This window comes from Marinobacter profundi (assembly GCF_002744715.1).
Classification (GTDB): Bacteria; Pseudomonadota; Gammaproteobacteria; order Pseudomonadales; family Oleiphilaceae; genus Marinobacter; species Marinobacter profundi.
Map to the genome: position 1 here is coordinate 13,854 of NZ_KZ319372.1, position 21,763 is coordinate 35,616.

Here is a 21,763-nt window from a genome sequence, read left to right on the forward strand (position 1 = left end):
GAGCAGTGACCAAGACCACAATCGACAAGACTACGTTCAAGGGCATTGTCTGCGGCAGCAGGCATCTGAGCCATGAGGAATTCCAGCATGATATCCGTCGCGCGGCGGCGGGCTTCCGCAATATGGGAGTCGAACCGGGTGACTGCGTCGGTATCTTCATGCGCAACGACATTCCGTTCCTGACCGCCAACCATGCCGCCAACTATGTCGGTGCTTACGCGGTGCCGATCAACTGGCATCTGGCCGGTGAGGAGCTGACCTACATTCTGAATGACTGTGGCGCCAAGGTGCTGGTGATTCACGCGGATCTCTGGCGCGCCATCCACGATGCCATTCCCGCCGGCGTGACCTGCCTGGTGGTGGAGACCCATGAGGACATCGGTTCGGCGTTCGGCCTCGATGCGCAGGCCTGTACAGTGCCGGAAGGGCAGACCAGCTGGTACCAGTGGCTCGACAACCAGCAGCCGATCACTGAACCTGCCCGGGTCGGCCCATCGTCGATGCTGTATACCTCCGGCACCACCGGTCATCCCAAGGGGGTTCGTCGCATCGCCCTGGACGACGACAAAGTCACCCGGATGCGGAATTTCCGCTCCCGGGTGTACGGCTGCGCACCTAATGCCCGCTGCATGGTGCCGGGCCCGCTCTACCACAGCGCCCCCAACGGCTACGCCATGCAGGCTTCCAAAATCAGTGACCTGCTGCTGATTGTGCCGCGGTTTGACGCCGAGGGCGTGCTGCAGCTGATCGAAGAGTACAAGCTCACGGCGGCGATGATGGTACCGATCATGTTCATCCGTCTGCTCAAGCTGCCGGAAGCCATCCGCAACCGCTATGACCTGTCATCCCTGGAATTCATCATCCACGCCGCCGCGCCGTGTCCGGCGGACGTCAAGCGCAAGATGATCGAGTGGTTCGGACCGGTCATCAACGAGTTCTACGGCTCCACCGAGTCCGGTGCCGTGGTTGCCTGTAACTCCGAGCAGGCATTGGCGAAACCCGGCAGTGTCGGCAAGACGGTGCCGGAAGCGGATGTCCGCATTCTTGACGAGAACGGCAACATCCTGCCCGCCAATACCATTGGTGAAATTTACTCGCGGTTCCCGATCAACGATTTCACTTATAACGGCCGGCCGGAAGCCCGGGCTGAAATCGATCGTGACGGCTACATCACCTCCGGTGACATGGGTTATATGGATGAGGACGGATTCCTGTTCATCGCTGACCGGGCCAAGGACATGGTGATCTCGGGTGGGGTCAATATCTACCCCGCAGAGATTGAGTCGGTGCTTCATAATTACCCCGGGATCAAGGACTGTGCAGTGTTCGGGGTGCCGGATGAAGAGTTTGGCGAGTCGGTGATGGCGGTGCTGGAAGTCGACAATGAGGACGGCATTTCCGTCGACGAAGTCCGGGTTTATCTGCGCGAACACCTGGCTGGCTTCAAGGTGCCACGGACCATCGAGATCGGCAAAGACCTGCCGCGGGAAGACTCCGGCAAGATCTTCAAGCGCCGGCTTCGCGACAAGTACTGGCAGCAGGCCGGGCGCAGGATCTGAGCCGACTTCCGCAGGCCGGCGCCGCTGACGGCGCCGGCCAGTCGGGTAAACGCCCGGTTCAATGACCCCGGAAAACCGGCGGTCGTTTATGCTGGCGGGCCTCAATTGCCTCGGCAAAATCCGCGGTATTGAATGCAACCTGCTGGCTTTCGGCCTCCAGGGTCAGGGTCGCGCTGAGATCCAGGGTTGCCGCCATGGCAATCTCTTTTTTGATCAGGCCGAGGGCGGTGGTTGGCCCGTTCGCCAGTTGGCCGGCCAGTTTGTCTGCCTCTGCCCATAGCTGGTCATTGTCCACCACCTTGTGCGCCAGCCCCCACGTCAGCGCTTCCTCTGCCCCGAAGGTGCCACCGGTCAATGCAAGGGCAGCGGTGCGGCGGGCGCCGATGGTGCGGGAGAGAAACCATGAGCTGCCGCCGTCCATGACCGCGCCGATACGGGCAAACGAAACGTGAAATGCCGCATCCCGGTTTACCAGCATGAGGTCGGACGCCAGGGCCAGGCTGACCCCGGCGCCGGCGGCCGGACCGTTGACTGCGGCAATAACCGGTACCGGCAGGCTGGTCAGTTTTCTGATCACCTGATTGATCCCGCTTTCCACCTGTTCGCCAATGTTGGCGCGGCGGGCAAGGATCTGGTCGGGCTGGACATCGGCACCGGTACAGAAGCCCCGGCCATTGGCTCGAATGACGATGGCGCGGACGTCCGGATTGGTGGCCTGGTCCGTCAACAGCCGGAGCATCTCCTCCCGCATTTCGTTGCTCATGGCATTGAGCCGGTCGGGTCGGTTCAGGGTAAGGGTCAGGATATGGTTGTTTATTTCATGTAATAAATCGGCCATGGCTACTCCGTATTTGTTTTATGGATTGCTGCAATGCATCCGGATGTATTGTTGTTGCTCTGTTTATTCAGGCTTGCTTTAAGAGAACGCTTTTTATCGGCCTTTAAAAGTAACCTGTAACCGGCTTTTAATCCTGTCTTTTGGCATACCTGATTGGCATGGAAAATATAGATAAATTATAACTGTGCGGGCGACGGTGGGGTGTTAGCGTTAGGGCTCATAAAAATAATGCACGGAGCTCTCAAATGGCAAATACACAAATGACAAATACACAAATGGCAAGTACAAAAATGATAAGAACAAAATTACTGCGTCATGTTGGTTGTTATCTTGCCGTCGGTTTGTTGTCGACATCTGTTTGTGCTGAAACCACCCTGCGGTTCGCCGAGGGCGGGCCAAACCGCGGTACCCGTTCACAGGCAGTCGAGCATTTCATGAGTAATGCCAGTGAGCTGAGCGGTGGTGAACTGAAGTTCGATATCCACTGGGGCGGTGCGCTGCTGGACTACAAAACCGTCCCGGCCGGGGTTTCGGTGGGTACGGCGGATCTGGGCTCAGTATTGGCTGTCTATTCGCCCACCAAACTCAAGGCCCTGGCGATTGGCGATATTCCCCACCAGTCTGCCGATCCCTGGGTGGGAATGCGCTCGATGTATGAGCTGATGACCACCAACGAAGTCCTGCAGCGCATGCTGGGTGAGGAAAACCTGATGTACCTCACCGGCTTTTCCAGCAGCGGCGTGCAGTTCGAATGTGCCGGCGACAACCGGATCGAGTCGGTGGAGGACATCCGGGGCAAGAAAATCCGTGCGGTGGCCATCTACAGCAAAGTGCTGAAGGATATGGGGGCCGACATAGTCGGGGTTACCGCCGGTGAGATCTACCAGGCGCTGGATACCGGCCTGGTGGACTGCAGCGCCAGCTATCTGTACACCATCCGTGCCCTGAAAACCTTCGAGGTGATCGACCATGTGTCGCTGGCAGACTGGGGCCAGGTGGCCGGTTTTGCGGTGATGATCAACCGGGATATCTGGAACGATCTCAACGACAACCAGCGCAGTGCCCTGCAGCAGGCAGGTTCGGACACCATCGACTACTTTGCCCGGCTGCAGGTGGCAGAGATGGATCAGGTGGTGGAGGGTCTCACCAGCGGGGCCATAGGTAACAAGGTGCCGGTCAGCCGCTGGAGTGCAACGGAGCGGCAGCGGCTGATTGACGGGTCGGAAAAATACATCCAGGACTGGGTCGATGCCATGAATCGTGCCGGTGTAGACGGCCAGGGTATCTGGGATGAGTACCTGGCCATTGTGGCCCGCTATGAAGCGGAGAAGGAACGGCTCGGCTATCCCTGGGAACGTTGATTGCTACCTTCCGGTGCGGGCTTACCCTGGCTAAGCCTGTTCGGGGCAACCCGGCACCGCCATCTGGCGGTGCCGGAGTCACCAATAACTTTCATCGAATTCTTTTTGGTTGCCACCTGCGATACGCTTGAGGCTCAAAATGGTATTCGGTTTTGCTATGTGGCATGCCGGATTTATACAAAGAATGATTGCCGTGACGAATCCCGCCACGGCACAACCGAATGTGTGAGCAACATGAGTGAAGCAAACCTGCAGTTTGAAGCCGAGAATATGAGCGGCTTCCGGGAAGTTCTCGGATTTTCGGTGACCGAATGGGAGCCGAACCGCGCAGTCATCACCGCCGAGATGAACGAACGTCATCTCAACCGCAACGGCTTTGTCCATGGCGGGGTGTTTGTGTCTCTGCTGGACAGTGCAGCAGGGCTGTGTGGCACCTATTGCTCAGTGCCCGGCAATGTCCGGCGCTGCATCACCATCTCGCTCAATACCCACTTCATGAATCCGCTGCAACAGGGCGTATTGCGGGTCGAGGCCAAGGTGGTCAACCGTGGCCGCAAGATCTTTTTTGTCGAGGCCCGGATCACCTGTGAAGACACCCTGATCGCCACCGGCCAGGGGACTTTCCGTTATGTTTTCGGCGGCGAGAACGAGGAGGGGGTGCCGGCGGATTGAGGTCCGTCAACCCATATCCACAGGGCATAGATTCTATAAAATATGGGTCGTTGTTGATATTGCTTTCCGGTGATAGTTTGGGTGCGTGTGGTGGATGTCATCCCTCCGCCGCGGCCAACAAAAATAACACCCCACGCCGGGAGCAATGCCATGGTTTCAACATTCAAATCTCTGACCCTCGGGATCGTGCTGGCTTTGGCCGGGGCGGCCCAGGTTTCCGCCGAAGTCGTCCTGCGCTACGCCGAAGCAGGCCCTAATCGCGGCACCCGTGCCGCCGCCGTGCAGTTCTATGCCGATGAAGTCGAACGCCTGTCGGGTGGCGACATCAAGATCGATATTCACTGGGGTGGCGCGCTGCTGAAGTGGAGCGGCGTGATGGAAGGCGTCTCCGCCGGCAGTGCCGATCTTGGCTCGGTACTGTCCTCCTACGAACCCCAGGAGCTGAAGGCGCTGGGTATCGGTGATATTCCCCTTGAGTACGCAGATCCCTGGGTTGGCATGCGCGCCATGTACGACCTGATGACCAGCGACCCCCAGCTGCAAAAATCCCTTGCCGAGCAGTCCCTGGTCTACCTTAGCAACTTCAGCACCACCGGGGTCCAGTTCGAATGTACCCAGGGCAAGCAGATCCAGACAGTTGAGGACATCAAGGGCAAGCGGATCCGTGCTACCGGCACCTATACCAATGTGCTGGCCGAGCTGGGTGCGGACACGGTCAGCATGACCTTCGGTGAAGTCTATCAGGCGCTGGATACCGGCCTGGTGGACTGCCTGGCCAGCTACTTCTACACCATGAAAGCCTACAAGACCTACGAGGTGGTGGAGTCGGTGACCCGGGTTGACTGGGGACAGCTGCTGGGCTTTGCCATTGTGATGAACGAATTCGTCTGGTCCGATCTCGATGACAAGCAACAGGCCATTCTGCGCCAGGCCGGTTCCAACATGATTGACCACTTTGCCCGGCTGACCATCGAGGATGCGGAAGCGGTTGCCAAGACCCTGGCTGACGGCGGTTTTGGCAAGGTGGTTCCGGTTACCCGGATGGCGGCAGACGAGCGCCAGAAAATTCTCGATGCCACGCTCAAGTTCCGTGACAGCTGGATTGAAGATGCCAACCGTCGCGGCATGGCCGGACAGCAGATCTGGGACAAGTACATCGGGTTGCTGAAACAGTACCAGGGCCAGTTTGAGGCCAAGGGATATCCCTGGCAGAGCTGAGGGGTACCAGGAAACCGCCCCGACCGGACCCCGGGGGGCGGGACACCGAATGACGAATAGGCGGCCGGGCCGCCATCTGAAAACAAGAGGATAAACAACAATGGGTGCTAACAAGATGTTCAAATCGCTGGTGGTCGGCTCAGTTCTCTCGCTGGCTACCTTGGGCCAGGCGGTGGCGGAGACCACCTTGCGCTACGCCGAGGCAACCCCGAACCGGGGCGCTCGCGCTGATGCCCTGCAGTACTTTGCCGATCAGTTGCAGGAGCAGTCCGGTGGTGACCTGAAGCTGGACATTCACTGGGGCGGTGCGCTGCTGAAGTACAGCGCCATCCTGGGTGGCGTCAGCTCCGGCACCGCCGACATGGGCTCGGTGCTGGCGGCGTATGAGCCCCAGAAAATGCGGGCACTCAGTGTGGGCGATATCCCGGTGCCCCAGTCTGATTCCTGGGTGGGTATGCGGGCGATGTACGAGCTGATGACCACCAACGAGCAGTTGCAGAAGGAATTTGCCAAGAACGATGTGGTGTATGTCACCAACTACACCACCAGCCCGATGCAGTTCGAATGTGCCGGTGACGTGCGCATCGAGAAGCTGGAAGACTTCGCCGGCAAGAAGATCCGCGCCTCTGCCATCTACGCCAAGATTCTCGATGAGGTCGGCGCAAACATGGTGAACTTCATCTATTCCGAGGTTTACCAGGCGCTGGATACCGGGCTGGTGGACTGTTCCGGCGGCTACCTGTACGCCATGCGGGCGTTCAAGACACCGGAAGTCACCACCAGTGTGGCACTGATGAACTGGGGCCAGATTGCCGGTTTCGCCATGGTCATGAACAAATGGACCTGGGATGACCTCTCTGCCGAGCAGCAGCAGCTGATGCGCAAGGTGGGTTCCGAGATGGTCGACTTCTATGCCGAGAAGGTGATCAAGGACAACCAGGATGTGACTGACAAACTGCCTACCGGTGAACTGGGTAACAAGGTTGAAGTCATCAAATGGTCCGACGAGAGCCGCGCCGAGTTGTTCGCCCAGTCAGACAAATACGTTACTGCCTGGATCGCGGACATGAACAAGGCCGGCCTGGATGGCAAGGCAATCTGGGACGAATACCAGGCCCTGCTGAACAAGTACCAGGCTGAACTGGACGAGAAGGGTTACCCCTGGACCCGGAGCTGAGCTTCCGGGCGGGCTCGCCTCCTGCTGGCGGCGAGACCGCCGGCAGGTTCAGGGCAGCCCGCTGTAATTCGATAACAACAATCAACCATCAAGAAACCGGGACTTGCCCAGGGTACGGGCAGGTTCCCATCGGGAGGTGCACATGGTCGTCACCGAGCGTACGGAACGACTTCAGTCTCAAGGCTCGCCAGCCGTTTCCCTGAGGGCTCTCGGCTGCGCGCGAGGGTCACTGGCGTGGCTGGAGAATGTTTTTCTGCTGATCGCGGTGGTCTGTATTCTGGGCCTTTGCGCGGTCATTGCCAGTAGCGTGTTGCTGCGCACATTCTCCTCTTCCGGTATCCCGGACGAGATTGTGATCGTCGGCGAGATGATGATTGGCGCGCTGATCCTGCCGCTGGCCTTTGTAGCGGCCGATCGCGGGTTTATTTCCGTGGAGATCTTTACCCAGAAACTGGGGCCGAAATTCCAGCAGGCGCTCAATGTGCTGACTGCCGTCGTGGGCCTGATTGCCGTAGCACCGATTACCTACGCAGCCTTCCTGTCCGTGGTGGATGCTTTTGAATCCGGCGCCTATTTCTTTGGTCTGCTCGAATTGCCGAAATGGCCGGGGCACACCCTGTTCTTTGTGGGCTATTTCCTGTTCTTTATCCGGCTGATTGACCTGGCTGTCTGCGACTCCCTGGAAGCGCTGGGCGTCATCAAGTGCAAGCAGCCTGAAACCACCCACGAGGTAGCAAACTGATGGAAGCTTCCCTGATTGGCGGCTGGGGCTTTGCCGCCGCGCTGGCTCTGATGATCATGCGGGTGCCCATCGCCTACGTGCTGGTGGGCGTGGCCTCGGTGTGTTCATTGATCGCCTACGCCTGGCGGCCGGGCGGCGAGTTCATGTTCGAGCGCGGTCTGCGCCCGGCGATGGCACTGATCGAGTCCAATGCCTTCGACTTTATCCACTCCTATTCCCTGAGCATGATTCCGCTGTTCATCGCGGCGGGGCACATTGCCTATCATTCCCGTATCACCACCGATATCTATGAGGCGGTACGGGTCTGGCTGGCCAAGATGCCAGGCGGCCTGGCAATTGCCTCACTGTTCGGTTGCGGTGGTTTCTCTGCGATCACCGGCTCCAGCCTGGCGTGTGCGTCCTCCATGGGGCGGATCTGTGTGCCGGAGATGCTGCGTTTCGGCTACGACAAACAACTGGCGACCTCGACGGTGGCCATGGGTGGCACCCTGGGCTCGCTGATTCCGCCCAGCGTCCTGTTCATTCTGTACGGCATGTTCACCGAGCAGTCGGTCAACAAGCTGTTCCTGGCTGGTGTACTGCCGGGCATTCTCACCATCGTTGGCTTCATCGTGGTGGTGATGATCTGGGCCATGCTCAAGCCCGACCATGCGCCGGCGCCGAAAGACCTCAACTTCACCAACCGTGACCGGCTGAAGGCGGCGATCAAGGGCTGGCCGGCACTGACCCTGATGGTCATCATCATCGGTGGTATCTACGGCGGGTTCTTCACCGCTACCGAAGCCGCCGCCGTATGCCTGCTGTTTGCTATCGGGTTCGGCGTGCTGTCCCGTCGCCTGACCTGGGCGGACTTCCTCAGCTCCATGAAGGAGACTGCGTTCCAGTCGGCGGCGCTGTTCTTCATTGCGATCGGTGCCAAGATCTTTGTCTCCTTCGTGTCGCTGACCGGTGTTACCGGTGCCTTCGTCGGCTTTGTCGACAGCCTGGGTCTTGAGCCCTGGATGGTGCTGTTTTTCATTGTCATGCTGTACATCGTACTGGGCATGTTCCTGGACTCCATCGGCACCATGCTGCTGACCCTGCCGTTTGTTATTCCGCTGGTGGAAGGCATGGGCATGGATCTGATCTGGTTCGGCGTCGTAGTGGTCAAGCTGCTGGAAATCGGCCTGGTAACGCCGCCGCTGGGGATGAACGTGTTCGTGATTAACAGCGTGGTGGGCAAGGAAATCAAGGTGCACACCATCTTCTTCGGAGTGATGAAGTTCCTGGTGGCAGACCTGATCGTACTGGGCCTGATTGTGGCGTTCCCGATCATCTCGCTGCTGATCCCCAACAGTATGGGGTGACCGGGCCCGGATGATGAGGGGACAGACCCGAGGTCAGTCCCCTCAGGGAGCAAGCGTAAGGGGACTGACCTTGGGTCTGTCCCCGGAGGGAAAGGAAGCGCAGGGGGACTGACCTCGGGTCTGTCCCCGTAGGGAAAAAGAATCCCCGTGACAGTAAGAGTGATATCGAGAGCGCCATGATGAATACGACCGGTACTGCCGCCATTGCGGTTCACCACCTGCTGGAAAAAGCCGCCGAACGCTGGCCCCGGAGTCCGTCCGTCAGTTTTGAGGGCCGGACCTACAGCTGGCAGGAGACCCACAGCCGCTGCCAGGACCTGGCCCACGCCTTGGCCGGGCTAGGGGTGGCCGCAGGCGACCGGGTGGCCTATCTCGGTTTCAACTCGCACTGGTGTTTCGAGCTGTTTTTTGCCGCCCCGATGGCGGGCGCCATTGTGGTGCCGGTGAATTTCCGCCTGTCTGTCGGCGAGATGGTCACCTGCATTGAAGATGCCGAGCCCGCGGTGCTGCTGGTGGACGAGCACCACCTGGAACAGGCGGCGGCTATCGTCGGTGCCTGTCCCTGGCTGAAGGCGGTCGTCTATGCCGGCCACGGCGCGGTACCCCGCGATATGATCGGGTACGAGCAACTGTTGACGGAGGCGAAGGGAACCACGCTGGCGCCGAGTGGCAATGACGACACCCTGGTGATCTTCTATACCGGCGGTACCACCGGACGCTCGAAAGGGGTGATGCTTACCCACATCAACCAGTTTACCAATGCGCTGGGCGGGATCTCCTGGTACCGCATGGTCGAGCGGGAAACCCACCTGCTCGCCAGCCCGATGTTCCATACTGCCGCCGGATCGCGGGTGTACACCGCCACCATGACCGGAACCCATACGGTGATCCTGTCGCGCTTTGACGTCGTGGACGTGATGCAGCTGGTGGAGCGCTACCGCATAAACACCATGCAGATCGTGCCCACCATGCTGCAGATGATGCTCGATCACCCCGACTTCAGCGGCTTTGATCTCTCCAGCCTGCGGCTGATTACCTACGGTGCCGCGCCGATGCCGGTGGCGTTGCTGGAGCGGGCCCTGAAGGTTCTGCCGCGGGTGTCCTTTGCCCAGTCCTATGGCATGACCGAAGCCTCCCCGGTGGTAACGGTGCTGGATGGCGAAGATCACTCCCTGGAGGCGACGCGACTGCCGCGGCTGGAATCGGTGGGCCGTCCGGTGTTCCACAATCATGTGAGGATTGTAGATGGCGAACGCCGCCGGTTACCCCCCGGAGAAGTGGGGGAGATTGTGGTCAAGGGCTCCAATGTCATGAAGGGCTACTGGCGGGCGCCTGAGCTGACCAATGCAGTGCTGCAGGATGGCTGGTACTACACCGGCGACAGTGGTTACCTGGACGAAGATGGCTATCTGTTCCTCGTCGGCAGAATCAAGGACATGATTGTCAGTGGGGGGGAGAATGTGTACCCCATTGAAATCGAGAATATCCTGTCCCGCCATCCAGCGGTGAGGGAGTGCGCGGTGATTGGTGTGCCTCACGAAAAATGGGGCGAGTCAGTACATGCGGTCATAAGACTGGTGGCCCCCGACAGCGTAACCGAACAGGATATCAAGGCCTATTGTCGTGAGCGGATTGCCCATTATAAATGTCCCACCGCAGTTACCTTTGTGGACGACCCGTTGCCGGTTTCAACGGTTAATAAAATATTAAAGACTGAAATCCGCAAAATGGTAATTGATAAGTTGAAGTAATACCGGGGTTATATCGGGTTCATATTATATTGATATTTGTTTAATGGTGCGAAATGTCAGATATTTATATCACGTCGTTGTTTGTTGACCCCTTTTGAGGTTGAGTCCGGGTTTTCTGATCTTTCAGAAAGCCCTTTTTTTTGCCCGAAAAATAATATTAACGATTTATATGAGTGCTCATTATGGAAAGTGTCCGATTTAATTTTCCCGCTCCGGAAATCGATCAAAGCGTTGATGAGCTGCGTAAGGAAGTCCGTGCCTTTCTGGACGAGGAGCGCCGCAGTGGTGGCTTCGTACCGGTGACGGACTGCTGGTGCGCCGGGGTGGATCCGGCCTTCAGCCGCAAACTGGGTCGGCAAGGCTGGATCGGCGTCACCTGGCCCCGTCAGTACGGCGGCCGCGAGCTGAGTGCGCTGCATCGCTATGTGATTACCGAGGAGCTGCTGGTGGCCGGTGCGCCGGTGCACGCCCACTGGATTGCCGACCGTCAGAGTGGACCGCTGATCCTGGCCACCGGTACCGAAGATATGAAGCGCAATATCCTGCCACGAATCGCCGCCGGTGAGTGTTTCGTCGCCCTGGGCCTGAGCGAGCCGGAATCCGGCTCGGATCTCGCCTCGGTACGTACCCGGGCCCACCGGGTGGAAGGCGGCTGGGAGATTACCGGCACCAAGCTGTGGTCGTCGGGAGCCCAGCATTGCCAGTACATGACCGTCCTCGCCCGCACTGGTGAGCGGGACCCGAACCGGCGTCATGAAGGTCTTACCCAGTTCCTGGTGCCACTGGATTCGCCAGGGGTAACGGTGCGGGGCATCCGCGACATGAGCGGGGTGGAACACTTCAATGAAAGTCACTTTGAAAAAGTATTCGTGCCCGACGATGCGGTGCTGGGACAAGTGGGCGAGGGCTGGAAGCAGATCACCAGCGAGCTGGCACTGGAACGATCGGGCCCGGAGCGTTTCCTGAGCACGTTTGTCGCCCTCGAAAGAGCACTGCAACAGGGCGCCGCTGCGATGACCGGGCATCAGGCGGCGGTCGTCGGCAGCATCATTGCCCGTATCCGTGCGCTGCGCGCCATGTCACTCGGGGTTGCTGCGCTGCTTGGCCAGGGGCATTCGCCGGAAGTGGAGGCGGCGCTGGTCAAGGATCTCGGTACCCGCCTGGAGCAGGACATCATCGAACGGTTGCGGGAGTTCTGGCCGGTACGGATGAAACAGGGCTACGGCGATGAGCTCCAGTACCTGCTGTCTGACAGCCTGCTGCGTCAGCCCTCGTTTACCCTGCGGGGCGGCACCAACGAGGTTCTCAAGGGCATCATCGCCCGTGGCATGGGGCTGCGCTGAGCGCGCTGCACGGGAGATTCATTATGGGATTTGATATGGAACAGACCGATCAGCTGATACTGGATACCGCGCACCGTTTGTTTACCGATCAGTGTGGTGCGGATGTTGTTAACGGTGCCGAGCGTGGGGAAGCGCCCGAGCGCCTGCGCCAGGCGATTCTCGATGCCGGCCTGACCCTGGCCTGGGTGCCCGAAGCGGCGGGTGGAGTGGGCGGCTCACTGGCCCTGGGCTTAAACCTGATTCGCCAGGCTGCAGGCTTTGCCCTGCCGGTGCCCCTGGCAGACGCCCTGGTGGCTAACCTGTTACTGGCAGAAAGCGGGCTGGCGGTTACCGAGCGCTGGGCGGCGCTGGCTTTCGATGGCGACGAGCTGCCGGTGTTGCTGCAGGGCGAAGTCAACGGTGTGGTGGCGGCTGCCGCGGGTGCCCCGGAGGCCGCCGTGCTGGTGGTGCCGGTGACGGAGAAGGGCGTGGTCAAGATTGCCACCTTTGCGCCATCGACCATCGAGATGGAGCACCAGGAAAGCCTCGCCGGCGAGGCGCGGACCCGCGTTATTCTCAAGTCGGCGATTCCCGGCCAGCTGTCGGGCCCGGTGGATGGCATGACCGCGGACGGCCTGAAGCAGTTCTGCGCCCTGGTGCGGGCCTGCCAGATTGCCGGCGCGCTGGAAAAGATCGGCGAACTGACGGTGGGTTATGTCAAGGAGCGCCAGCAGTTTGGCCGCCCCCTGGGCAAGTTCCAGGCGGTTCAGCACAAGGTGGCGGATATTGCCGGAGAAAGTGCGCTGGCCGGTGCGGCGGTGGAACAGGCTGTCCGGCGGGTGTCTGCTCACCCGGAACCGTTCAGCGGTGATTCGGACATCTTCCTGCCCCTGGCAACCGCCAAGGTGGTGGCCTCCGAAGCCGCCGGCAAAGTAACCCGCGATGCCCACCAGGCCCATGGTGCCATGGGGTTCAGCTTTGAGTATCCGTTGCAGCAATACAGCCGCCGGGTGTGGAGCTGGCGGGAGGAATTCGGCTCCGAATTCTACTGGTCCGAACGCCTGGGTATGGCGGTGGCGGCTGAAATCTCTGCCCTTGGTGCCGGCGAAGTGGCCGGTTGCGCCTGGGATGCGGTATCCCGATAAATTGACCAGGAGAGTCCATGAAAACCTTTGAAGATGTTGTTGTTGAGTGGCATGACCATGTCGCGCTGGTAGAGATCTGCCGCCCGCCGCTGAATTTTTTTGATGTGACCCTGATTGAGCACCTCGCGGAGACGTTCGAGTCTCTTGATCAGGATGACCGGTGTCGCGCCATCGTACTGGCGGCCCGGGGCAAGGCGTTTTGCGCCGGCGCGGACTTTTCCTCCAACGGCAGCGACCTGTTCCGCCCGGAGTCCGATAACAACGCCATTACCCTGTACAAGGCGGCGGCGCGATTGTTTGCCTGTCGCAAACCGGTGGTGGGTGCCATTCATGGTGCCGCCATCGGTGGTGGTCTGGGGCTGTCACTGGTGCCGGACTTCCGTGTGGTCAGCCCGGAAGCGCGCTTTGCTGCCAACTTCGTCCAGCTGGGTATCCATCCCGGGTTCGGAATCAGCCTGGTGCTGCCGCGACTCATCGGCCAGCAACGGGCGCGCTTGATGTTGCTCACCGGCCGCCGGATCAAGGGCGAGGAAGCCCTCGAGTATGGTCTGGCGGACAAGCTGGTGGCAGCTGACCGGGTTCGCGCCGAGGCTCTGGCGCTGGCTACCGAAATCGCCGGGTGTGCGCCGCTGGCGGTGGAATCCACCCGCGCCACCCTTCGTCAGGGGCTAGTGGAGGAGTTGCAGGCCCGTCTCGAACACGAGTTTGCCGAACAGGCCTGGCTGGCCCGAACTGCCGATCACAAGGAAGGCATGGCAGCCGTCGGCGAACGGCGACCGGGGCAGTTCACCCGCTCGTGACCAGCTAAGCCCGAGCCAGGTTGCCTGGTATCAAAAAGGGGCCCGCGGGCCCCTTTTTTCAGGTCTGGACCTTGCCTCAGAGGCTGCCGGCAACCTGCTGCCTGGCAGTTTCGTACTCGTCCCGCAGTTCGGCCACGGTGTCTGCCACCGACTTCTGCTGAGTGATGCCACCAACACCCTGGCCGGCGCCCCAGATATCCCGCCAGGCCTTGCTCTTGCTGCTGCCTCCGGAACCAAAGCTCATCTTGCTCTTGTCCGAGAGGGGCAGGTTGTCGGGATCCAGCCCGGCCTTTTCGATGCTGCCGCGCAGGTAGTTGCCGTGGACGCCGGTAAACAGGTTGGTGTAGACGATGTCCGACGCCGAGGATTCCACGATCATATCCTTGTAGGACTGTTCGGCATTGGCTTCCTCGGTGGCAATAAAGCGGGTGCCCATATAGGCCATGTCGGCGCCCATGACCTGGGCACCGAGAATGTGGTTGCCCTTGGTGATCGCGCCGCCGAGAATCACCGGGCCATCGAAGAACTGGCGGATTTCCGACAGCAAAGCGAACGGGCTGAGGGTGCCGGCATGGCCGCCGGCACCGGCGGTTACCAGGATCAGTCCGTCGACCCCCATACTCAGGGCCTTTTTGGCATGGCGGATGTTGGTGACGTCATGGAATACCAGACCACCGTAGCTGTGTGCGGCTTCGATCACCATCGGATTGGCCTGCAGGCTGGTAATGATGATCGGCACCTTGTGCTTAACACACACCTGCATATCGTGCTCGAGGCGGTCGTTGGTTGGATGGGCGATCTGGTTGACCGCATAGGGGGCTACTTTCACGCCCGGGTTATCGGCCTGGTAAGCCGCGAGCGCCTCGTCGATCTCGGTCAGCCATTCATCGAGCTTTTCTGCCGGTCGGGCATTAAGCGCGGGGAAAGAGCCGACAACGCCGGCCTTGCACTGCTCGATCACCATCTTCGGGGTGGAGATGATGAACATCGGCGAGCAGAGTACCGGGAGGTTCAGCTTGCCTTTGAGGGTATCCGGTAGACTCATGGTGAGGCTCCTGTCTGGGTGTTGTTATCGGCTGGCGCTTCACAGCACCAGGTAAAGGGTCAGGTACATGATCGCCAACACGCTGGCGCTGAACCAGCCATTCCAGAGCACGCCGAACCGGAGCGGGGAAATGCCCGAGAAGCTGGAAATGAAGCGCAGCGAGGCGGTAAAGGGTGACGCGCCGGCAAATACCGCCCAGGTGATGGAGATCACCGACGCCTGAACCAGAGGCGAAATGTCCAGGTCCGGAATCTGCTGCAGGGCGCCGAGCATCAGGGTGACGGTGATGATGGCGTTGATGCCGATGAATGAGCAGATCAACATGGCCAGCGAGATACCAACCATCAGGGTCGCGTTGCTGACATTGGCCTGGGTGAGCAGGGCACTGGCGGCAGCCGGGTCGATCAGCGGAATCAGGATAACGCCGATAAAACCGGATGAGGTGAACAGTACGACCTCGTTACGCTGATTGGTAAAGGTCTGCGGGAAGGAGTTTTTCATCCGCCGCAGTAACAGTCCCGCCTTTACGCCTGTAGAACGGCCACGGTACTGTTGCCAGATCCAGATCAGGCCAATGATCGGGGCACACATCAACAGGGTGGGGAACAGATCCAGGCCCGTTAACCGGGACAGCCCGTAGGCCAGACCCGGAATCAGCGCGACGAGGCCGACCAGCGGAACCAGTTGGGTCAGATTACCCCCGAAGGTGGCTCTGGTGCGGGGGCGCGGGTAAGCCAGCCAGTCCAGCACACCCCCCCAGAGCATGAACAATAGCGCCCAGAGCAGACCCAGAGGCGCATATTGTTCCCAACTCAGTTGTGGAATGCCGGACAGCACCAGCAGCATCGTCACGGTTGTTGGCGCCCAGAGCGGAACCCCGCAAAAGCCCCGTAGGGTGGCGGTGAGCATACGGCGACTGCGAATAGCCGCAATGCGTTGGGCTTCCGGGTCGGCGGTGGGCCGAATGGCGCGATGGACCATGGTTCCCAACACGTTGAGGGCACCAATATTGAGCATGACGCTGAACAGGTGAGAGCCAAAGGCCATCAGCATATAGCGCCGGGCAGGCGGTTGGTGCACCAGTACCTTGCCGCACTTGCGCACCAGCGAAGACGACTTGGCAGACTCCCTTAGTACCGCCAGGGAGGTGAGGAAGAGCGTGAAGAATGCCGCCCGGTCGACGCCGGCGGCAATGGCCGGCCCGTCAATCATGCCGCCCAGCCACAACCCGACGGCAAGCGCCGGTGCGAGGATTGAAAAGATCCGGTAGGTCAGGCTGATGCCCGGCCACTGCAGTACCACAAAGATCAACAGAGACGCGCCCGCCACGCTGCTGAGCCAGCCGGACGTCACAAACTGCTCGGCAATGGCGCAGGCGCAGACCAGCAACAGGCAAATGGTTGCCAGGTTACGGCTGGTCAGCGCCCATTCCTCACTGCGGGCCTGTTGCAGGGCCAGTGTGCTCACATGGGCAGCGACAGGGTCGCTAGTTGTTGCTGGTGGTAGTCCGCATCCCCGAACAGGGAGTTGAGTACCATCAGGTGTTTGACGTAGTGCCCCACATCCAGTTCGTCGGTGATGCCCATGCCGCCGTGAAGCTGGATGGCTTCGTTGCCCACCCGCTTGCCCCGACGCCCGGTCAGGACCTTGAGTGCATGCAGGTTACGACGATGTTCCGCAGTGCCGGGTTTGTCGGCTGAGCAGACCGCCCGGTACAGCAGTGAGCGGATCTCCTCGCAGGCCGTGAACATGTCCACCATGCGATGCTGCAGTACCTGGAACGAACCGATGGCCACGCCGAACTGTTTGCGGGCCCTGGTGTACTCGATGGTGGTGTTGGTCAGGTGGGTCATCAGCCCGAGCGCTTCGGCACAGACCCCGGGCAGGGCCTCGTCGATGACCCGCTGCAACAGGGCGAGCCCGTCGTTCTCAGGGCCAACCAGCTGGTCGGCCGTGACCTGGACCCGGGTCAGCCGCAGGTTGGCTACTGGCTGGCCGTCCATCAACCGGAAGTCCGTCAGCTCCAGGCCGGGAGTGGTCCGATCCAGCAGGAACAGGCTGATGCCGGCTTCGTCCTGCTGCGCACCCCCGGTGCGGGCGGACACAATGAGTTTGTCGGCGACCGGACCATTGAGGACCAGCGTCTTCTCTCCGGACAGTTCAAAGCCGGCGGCAGTGCGGCTGGCACGGGTCGAGGTATCGGCCAGGGCGTAACGTGCCTGGCGCTCCATGAACGCGACACCACCCTGCAGCTGGCCGGCGATAACGCGGGTCAGCAGGTCGTCACGCAGGTCACCAACGGTGCCGGCTTCCACCAGTTTGCCAAACAGTAACACCGTCGCCAGGTAAGGTGCTGCCACCAGTCCTTTGCCCATCTGTTCCATCAACAGCATCAGGTCGGTGGCATTGCCACCAAAACCGCCGTGCTCCTCCTCGAAGGGCACGGCGAGCCAACCCAGGTCGGCAAATTGTTGCCAGAGCTCGGGGTCGAAACCAGTAGTGCGCCCGACATCCTGCTGGCGGCGGTCAAACGAGTAGTCCTGGCCGACAAAGCGGGCAGCACTATCCTGAAGCATTTGTTGTTCTTCGGTGAAAGAGAAATTCACAGCCCAATCCTTCTGTTGATAATCCGCTGTTGTCCGCTGCTGATGGCGATCAGAGGCCGAGGACCCGCTTGGCGATAATGTTCTTCTGGATCTCGTTGGAGCCACCGAAAATCGTTGAAGCCCGGCCATACATGAAGTCCTTGCGGGCCTGGTCACCGAAATCGTGCCCGAGGTCGGCTGCCGTGGCGCTGTCACCGGCAATCATGCCGCCGTATACCCCGGCCAGCTCGATGGTCAGTTCATGGAGGGCCTGCTGGATCTCGGTGCCGCGGATCTTCAGCAACGACGATTCGGCGCCCGGGCTCTGATTGTTGGCCATGGCCGCCAGCACCCGGAGTTCCATGTATTCCAGCGCCATCAGGTCCACTTCGATGGCTGTGAAACGGGCGCGGAATGCCTCGTCCTCAATCATCGGACGGCCGCCCTGAAGCTCGCGGGTGGCCAGTTCGCGCAATCTGTCGAGGCGGCTCTTGGAATCGGCGACGCGGGCGATGACGGTGCGTTCATGGGCCAGCAGGGACTTGGCATAGGTCCAGCCCTGGCCTTCCTCGCCGATGCGATTGGCCAGCGGTACCCGTACATTGTCGAAATGCACTTCGTTGAGTGAGTGCACCCCGTTGATGCTGCGGATGGGCGAAACGGTGATTCCGGGCGTTTTCATGTCGATCAGCAGGAAACTGATACCCTGCTGGGGCCTGCCGGAGTGGTCGGTACGCACCAGGCAGAAGATCCAGTCGGCGTACTGGGCATAGGTGGTCCAGATCTTGGATCCATTGACGATGTAATCGTCGCCGTCCCGGTCGGCGCGGGTTTTCAACGCCGCAAGGTCAGAGCCGGCGCCCGGCTCCGAGTATCCCTGGCACCACCAGTCATTGCCGTTGAGGATGCCCGGCAGGAAGCGCGCTTTCTGTTCGTCATTGCCATAGGTGTAAATAACGGGGCCGACCATCTTCAGGCCGAAAGGCACAACATCCGGTGCATTGGCTGTCACCCGCTCGCATTCATAGATATACGACTGGGTTACCGTCCAGCCGGCACCACCGTATTCGCGAGGCCAGAACGGCGCGACCCAGCCCTGCTCAAAGAGTTGCTTCTGCCACTGGATGACGCCCTGCTTGTAGGTGTCAGGGTTGTTGATCAGTTGTTGCGACTTCTCGGGCGCTGCCTTGGCAAAAAAAGCCCGAACGTCATCCCGGAATTCCAGATCGGTGGTCGAGAGCGTGGTATCCAAAACACAGTCTCCAAATAGCTTGCTTATTGTTTTTGCCAGAAATAGCCCGGCGGGGCCGGGCTATCAAGTGGCGGGCTATGCAGCAGGTGGTCAGCCCCGGAAAACGACCGAATTGGCCAGCGGCTCACGCACGGTCCGCGTCCGGTTGGCATCGACTTCGGGATCTTCATAACCAAAACTGATACCCAGCAGAATGCCGGTGCTATCGTCGAGCCCGAACGCTTCCCGTACCAGATCCGGATAGGCGCGCATGCTGCCCATGGCACAGGTGCTGATGCCGAAGGCATGCATGGTCAGCATGAGGGTCTGGGCATAGATTCCGACGTCCAGCGAAATGGTGGCACCGAAATTACGATCCATACCCAGGAAGACGATGTGCGGGGCGTCGAAAAGCTCGAAGTTGCGGCGGACCGCCCGGAGCCTGCCGGGTTTGTCATCCCGGGCAATCCCCATCTCGTTATAGAGCGCGACCGCGCAATCCACCTGACGTTGGCGGTATTCCCCTTCCCAGGCAGAAACGTAGGGAAAATCCGGTTGGCCCGGTAAGCCCTGATCCAACCGTTCCACGAACTGGTCCCGCAGCCGGTCTTTCACCTCGCCGGAGGCAACAAACACCTTCCACGGCTGGGTATTGCAGTTCGACGGCGCTTGCTGGGCGATCTCGAACACATGCTCCAGCACCTCGGGGGGAACCCGGTCGGGCAGGAAGCCCCGGATGGATCGCCGTGACGTGATCGCGTCGATCAGGGACATGGTGGGTTTGGATATGACCATAGCGTTCTCCGGGGTAATTCTTGAAGTTGTTATTGAGTACACGGTATCAAGTTAGTGTGCGGCTGGGAAAAGCATATTTTTTATCAGAGCTATGCTGGGTATGCATAGCTCTCGACATCCGATTTTTACCGCTGACGTATCAGTTCCTCGTGAATCTGCGTGGCGGTTTCCCCAAGCTGCTCTCGCAAGTAGTCCAGCATTCCGGGTTCTGCCGCCTTGCTTGGGGGGAGGGTGATATTTATTGCTGCGATAGTTTTGCCGTGCCGGTTGCGGATCGGAACTGATATGCCACACATGCCCTCTTCGAGTTCACGATCGACCACCGACCAGCCTTTGGCGCCATCCTCCCGAATAATCCGGCGCAGCTCCTCTTTATCGGTGACGGTGAACCGGGTGTATTGCTCAATATTGGCGGTATCAAGAAAGTGGTCCAGCTCTTCGTCCGAAAGACCGGCAAGTTGTATGCGGCCGAGGGAAACCACATGAGCCGGAAGTGATGAGCCAATGTTCAGGGTGCTTTTGAGTAGTTTTCGGGTTGGAACACGCATGACGTAGTAAATGTCATAGCCGTCGAGCACTGCGATAGAACAGGATTCGTGGACACGCTGTACCAGTTCTTCCATGTGGGTTTGCGCGAATGACCAGATCTCCATGGATGACAGGTATGAGAATCCCAGTTCCAGAATGCGGGGCGTAAGCCAGAACTGTTTACCATCGGTACGTGCGTAACCCTGATCACAGAGCGTATGCAGCAATCTTCGTGCACTGGCCCGGGAAATGGCGGCCCTGGAGGCAACTTCTGATAGTGAAAGTTTCGCAGAACCCTCCCCAAAGGTTTTAATGACTTCCAGTCCCCGGATAAACGAATGAACCATAAGGCTTTGTTCCTTTGCTTTATGGGTGCTCATCGCTTTTGTCTCCCAAATAAATTTTGACACTCGATGTTTTCTGAGCTTTTCTTTGTCGTGTTCTCAAAGAGAACATTGTGTGCGCACAGCGAACAAAAAACAAGTAATCGCTGCGTAACCCCAGAAATCGGAGATAACTACAATGCACAAAGAACGTCCTTCCCCCTTTATGTCGATGAGTGTTGGCTGCCTGTTGGTTGCCGGCTCCTTAGCTTCCGCCGGAGCTCTGGCGCGGGATCTCACATACGGTAGCTATTTGCCTCCCCAGCATCCCACAAGTACTGGAATAACTGCCTTTCTGGATGAGGTGGCGGAGCGAACTGAAGGCAGTCTTGAATTCAAATTCTTCCCTTCGGGAGCTGCCGCATCGGGTAAGGAAATGCTGTCGGCGGTCCGTGATGGAATGATCGATGGTGGATTTCTGGTGACGGTGTATTACCCGACCTCTATCCCGGCCAATACGACAATCAGCGACCTGTCGTTCTGGGATCAGAACTCTCTGGTCGCGACGGCCGCCAGTATTGATACGGTTCTTACGGGGTGCCCCCAGTGCCTTGAAGAGTTTGAAGAGCATGACGTTCGTTTTCTTGCGAGTTATGCCACGCCACCCTATCAGGCCATGTGTAAGAGCGACTTTGCATCCGGGTTTGAACCGGCAGGGATGAGGATGCGAGTGGCCGGCGAAGAAATTGGTCGGTGGGTAACCCAGATTGGCGGTATTCCGGTCAATATTCCCAATAGCGAGTCCTATGAGGCGATGGAGCGCAGTCAGCTTGATTGTGTTATTGGAGCTACCAGTTGGTTGAAGTCGCTGTCGTTGAATGAAGTTGCCAACAGCGTTGTTGAGTTGCCGATGGGAGCTTTCCTCGGTGGTTCACTGCTCAATATCCGTAATTCCGTATGGGATGAGCTCACAGATTCAGAACGCAGGGCCATTGTGGAAGCGGCGCCTGTGGGTGTCGCCAAAACTATTTTCGAGTATCAGAAGGAAGAGGCGGAGGTCCGGAAGGCGGCCAGTGGCCAGGGCATTCGATTTGTAGCGGTGTCTGACGAAATGAAGCAGACACGCGGGGCTTTCATGCAGGCTCAGATCGAAAGGGCAGCTGCAACCGCGTCCGACCGGGGAGTTAAGGATGCCAGTCAGATTGTAGAGAGTTTCATTGCCAACCTTGAGAAATGGGAGAAGTTGCTGGCGGATCCGAACATCACGGAGCAGCAATACGCGGCATTGTTGAAAAGCGAGATATACGACAAGGCATTCTGAATCC

Annotated in this window: 19 protein-coding genes; 12 read left to right on the forward strand and 7 right to left on the reverse strand. The window is 59.4% G+C overall.

Annotated elements, in window-relative coordinates:
* Window positions 1-5 precede the first annotated feature (5 nt).
* Window positions 6-1,559, forward strand: a complete 1,554-nt coding sequence (locus CLH61_RS12045) for an acyl-CoA synthetase (RefSeq protein WP_211289111.1) — start codon at window positions 6-8, stop codon at window positions 1,557-1,559.
* Between the two features lie 58 nt (window positions 1,560-1,617).
* Here the strand turns inward: CLH61_RS12045 and CLH61_RS12050 are convergent, their stop codons facing one another.
* On the reverse strand, window positions 1,618-2,397 hold the full coding sequence (locus CLH61_RS12050; protein ID WP_099615002.1) for an enoyl-CoA hydratase-related protein: 780 nt from the start codon (window positions 2,395-2,397) through the stop codon (window positions 1,618-1,620).
* A 290-nt stretch (window positions 2,398-2,687) separates the two neighbouring features.
* On the opposite strand from CLH61_RS12050, the gene CLH61_RS12055 reads away from it, so the two are divergent.
* The 10 genes from CLH61_RS12055 to CLH61_RS12100 all read left to right on the forward strand — a co-directional run bounded on the left by CLH61_RS12055 (window position 2,688) and on the right by CLH61_RS12100 (window position 13,931).
* Window positions 2,688-3,758 (forward strand): C4-dicarboxylate TRAP transporter substrate-binding protein, encoded by a 1,071-nt coding sequence (locus CLH61_RS12055; RefSeq protein WP_099615003.1) that lies wholly within the window; start codon window positions 2,688-2,690, stop codon window positions 3,756-3,758.
* Between the two features lie 234 nt (window positions 3,759-3,992).
* Window positions 3,993-4,430, forward strand: a complete 438-nt coding sequence (locus CLH61_RS12060; protein ID WP_099615219.1) for a PaaI family thioesterase — start codon at window positions 3,993-3,995, stop codon at window positions 4,428-4,430.
* Between the two features lie 150 nt (window positions 4,431-4,580).
* Window positions 4,581-5,648 (forward strand): C4-dicarboxylate TRAP transporter substrate-binding protein, encoded by a 1,068-nt coding sequence (locus CLH61_RS12065; protein WP_099615004.1) that lies wholly within the window; start codon window positions 4,581-4,583, stop codon window positions 5,646-5,648.
* 100 nt (window positions 5,649-5,748) lie between these two features.
* Window positions 5,749-6,825 (forward strand): C4-dicarboxylate TRAP transporter substrate-binding protein, encoded by a 1,077-nt coding sequence (locus tag CLH61_RS12070; RefSeq protein ID WP_099615005.1) that lies wholly within the window; start codon window positions 5,749-5,751, stop codon window positions 6,823-6,825.
* Between the two features lie 142 nt (window positions 6,826-6,967).
* Window positions 6,968-7,567, forward strand: coding sequence for a TRAP transporter small permease (locus CLH61_RS12075; RefSeq protein ID WP_099615006.1), 600 nt, complete (start codon window positions 6,968-6,970; stop codon window positions 7,565-7,567).
* The gene (locus CLH61_RS12080; RefSeq protein ID WP_099615007.1) at window positions 7,567-8,913 is read left to right on the forward strand and encodes a TRAP transporter large permease; all 1,347 of its coding nucleotides are present in this window, start codon (window positions 7,567-7,569) and stop codon (window positions 8,911-8,913) included. The genes CLH61_RS12075 and CLH61_RS12080 overlap by 1 nt, the downstream gene beginning before the upstream one ends.
* 176 nt (window positions 8,914-9,089) lie before the next feature.
* Window positions 9,090-10,664 carry a class I adenylate-forming enzyme family protein gene (locus CLH61_RS12085; protein WP_099615008.1) on the forward strand — a complete coding sequence of 525 codons (1,575 nt, stop codon included), beginning with the start codon at window positions 9,090-9,092 and terminating at the stop codon, window positions 10,662-10,664.
* 182 nt (window positions 10,665-10,846) lie between these two features.
* Window positions 10,847-12,007, forward strand: a complete 1,161-nt coding sequence (locus tag CLH61_RS12090; protein ID WP_099615009.1) for an acyl-CoA dehydrogenase family protein — start codon at window positions 10,847-10,849, stop codon at window positions 12,005-12,007.
* A gap of 23 nt (window positions 12,008-12,030) precedes the next feature.
* Window positions 12,031-13,131, forward strand: coding sequence for an acyl-CoA dehydrogenase family protein (locus tag CLH61_RS12095; RefSeq protein ID WP_099615010.1), 1,101 nt, complete (start codon window positions 12,031-12,033; stop codon window positions 13,129-13,131).
* 17 nt (window positions 13,132-13,148) lie between these two features.
* Window positions 13,149-13,931 (forward strand): enoyl-CoA hydratase/isomerase family protein, encoded by a 783-nt coding sequence (locus CLH61_RS12100; protein ID WP_099615011.1) that lies wholly within the window; start codon window positions 13,149-13,151, stop codon window positions 13,929-13,931.
* 76 nt (window positions 13,932-14,007) lie between these two features.
* Here CLH61_RS12100 and CLH61_RS12105 read toward each other — a convergent pair whose 3' ends face one another.
* The 6 genes from CLH61_RS12105 to CLH61_RS12130 form a co-directional block, all read right to left on the reverse strand.
* Complete coding sequence (locus tag CLH61_RS12105; protein WP_099615012.1) at window positions 14,008-14,976, reverse strand: NAD(P)H-dependent flavin oxidoreductase; 969 nt, start codon at window positions 14,974-14,976, stop codon at window positions 14,008-14,010.
* 39 nt (window positions 14,977-15,015) lie between these two features.
* The gene (locus CLH61_RS12110; RefSeq protein ID WP_099615013.1) at window positions 15,016-16,443 is read right to left on the reverse strand and encodes a hypothetical protein; all 1,428 of its coding nucleotides are present in this window, start codon (window positions 16,441-16,443) and stop codon (window positions 15,016-15,018) included.
* Window positions 16,440-17,711 carry an acyl-CoA dehydrogenase family protein gene (locus CLH61_RS12115; RefSeq protein ID WP_228152628.1) on the reverse strand — a complete coding sequence of 424 codons (1,272 nt, stop codon included), beginning with the start codon at window positions 17,709-17,711 and terminating at the stop codon, window positions 16,440-16,442. The genes CLH61_RS12110 and CLH61_RS12115 overlap by 4 nt, the downstream gene beginning before the upstream one ends.
* Window positions 17,632-18,813, reverse strand: a complete 1,182-nt coding sequence (locus tag CLH61_RS12120) for an acyl-CoA dehydrogenase family protein (RefSeq protein WP_099615015.1) — start codon at window positions 18,811-18,813, stop codon at window positions 17,632-17,634. Before CLH61_RS12120 ends, CLH61_RS12115 begins: the two co-directional genes overlap by 80 nt.
* Before the next feature lie 90 nt (window positions 18,814-18,903).
* On the reverse strand, window positions 18,904-19,587 hold the full coding sequence (locus CLH61_RS12125; RefSeq protein ID WP_228152629.1) for a nitroreductase: 684 nt from the start codon (window positions 19,585-19,587) through the stop codon (window positions 18,904-18,906).
* A 125-nt stretch (window positions 19,588-19,712) separates the two neighbouring features.
* Complete coding sequence (locus CLH61_RS12130) at window positions 19,713-20,495, reverse strand: IclR family transcriptional regulator domain-containing protein (protein WP_099615016.1); 783 nt, start codon at window positions 20,493-20,495, stop codon at window positions 19,713-19,715.
* Window positions 20,496-20,637: 142 nt separating this feature from the next.
* Between CLH61_RS12130 and CLH61_RS12135 the strand changes: the two genes are divergently transcribed.
* The gene (locus CLH61_RS12135; protein WP_099615017.1) at window positions 20,638-21,759 is read left to right on the forward strand and encodes a C4-dicarboxylate TRAP transporter substrate-binding protein; all 1,122 of its coding nucleotides are present in this window, start codon (window positions 20,638-20,640) and stop codon (window positions 21,757-21,759) included.
* Window positions 21,760-21,763: the final 4 nt, after the last annotated feature.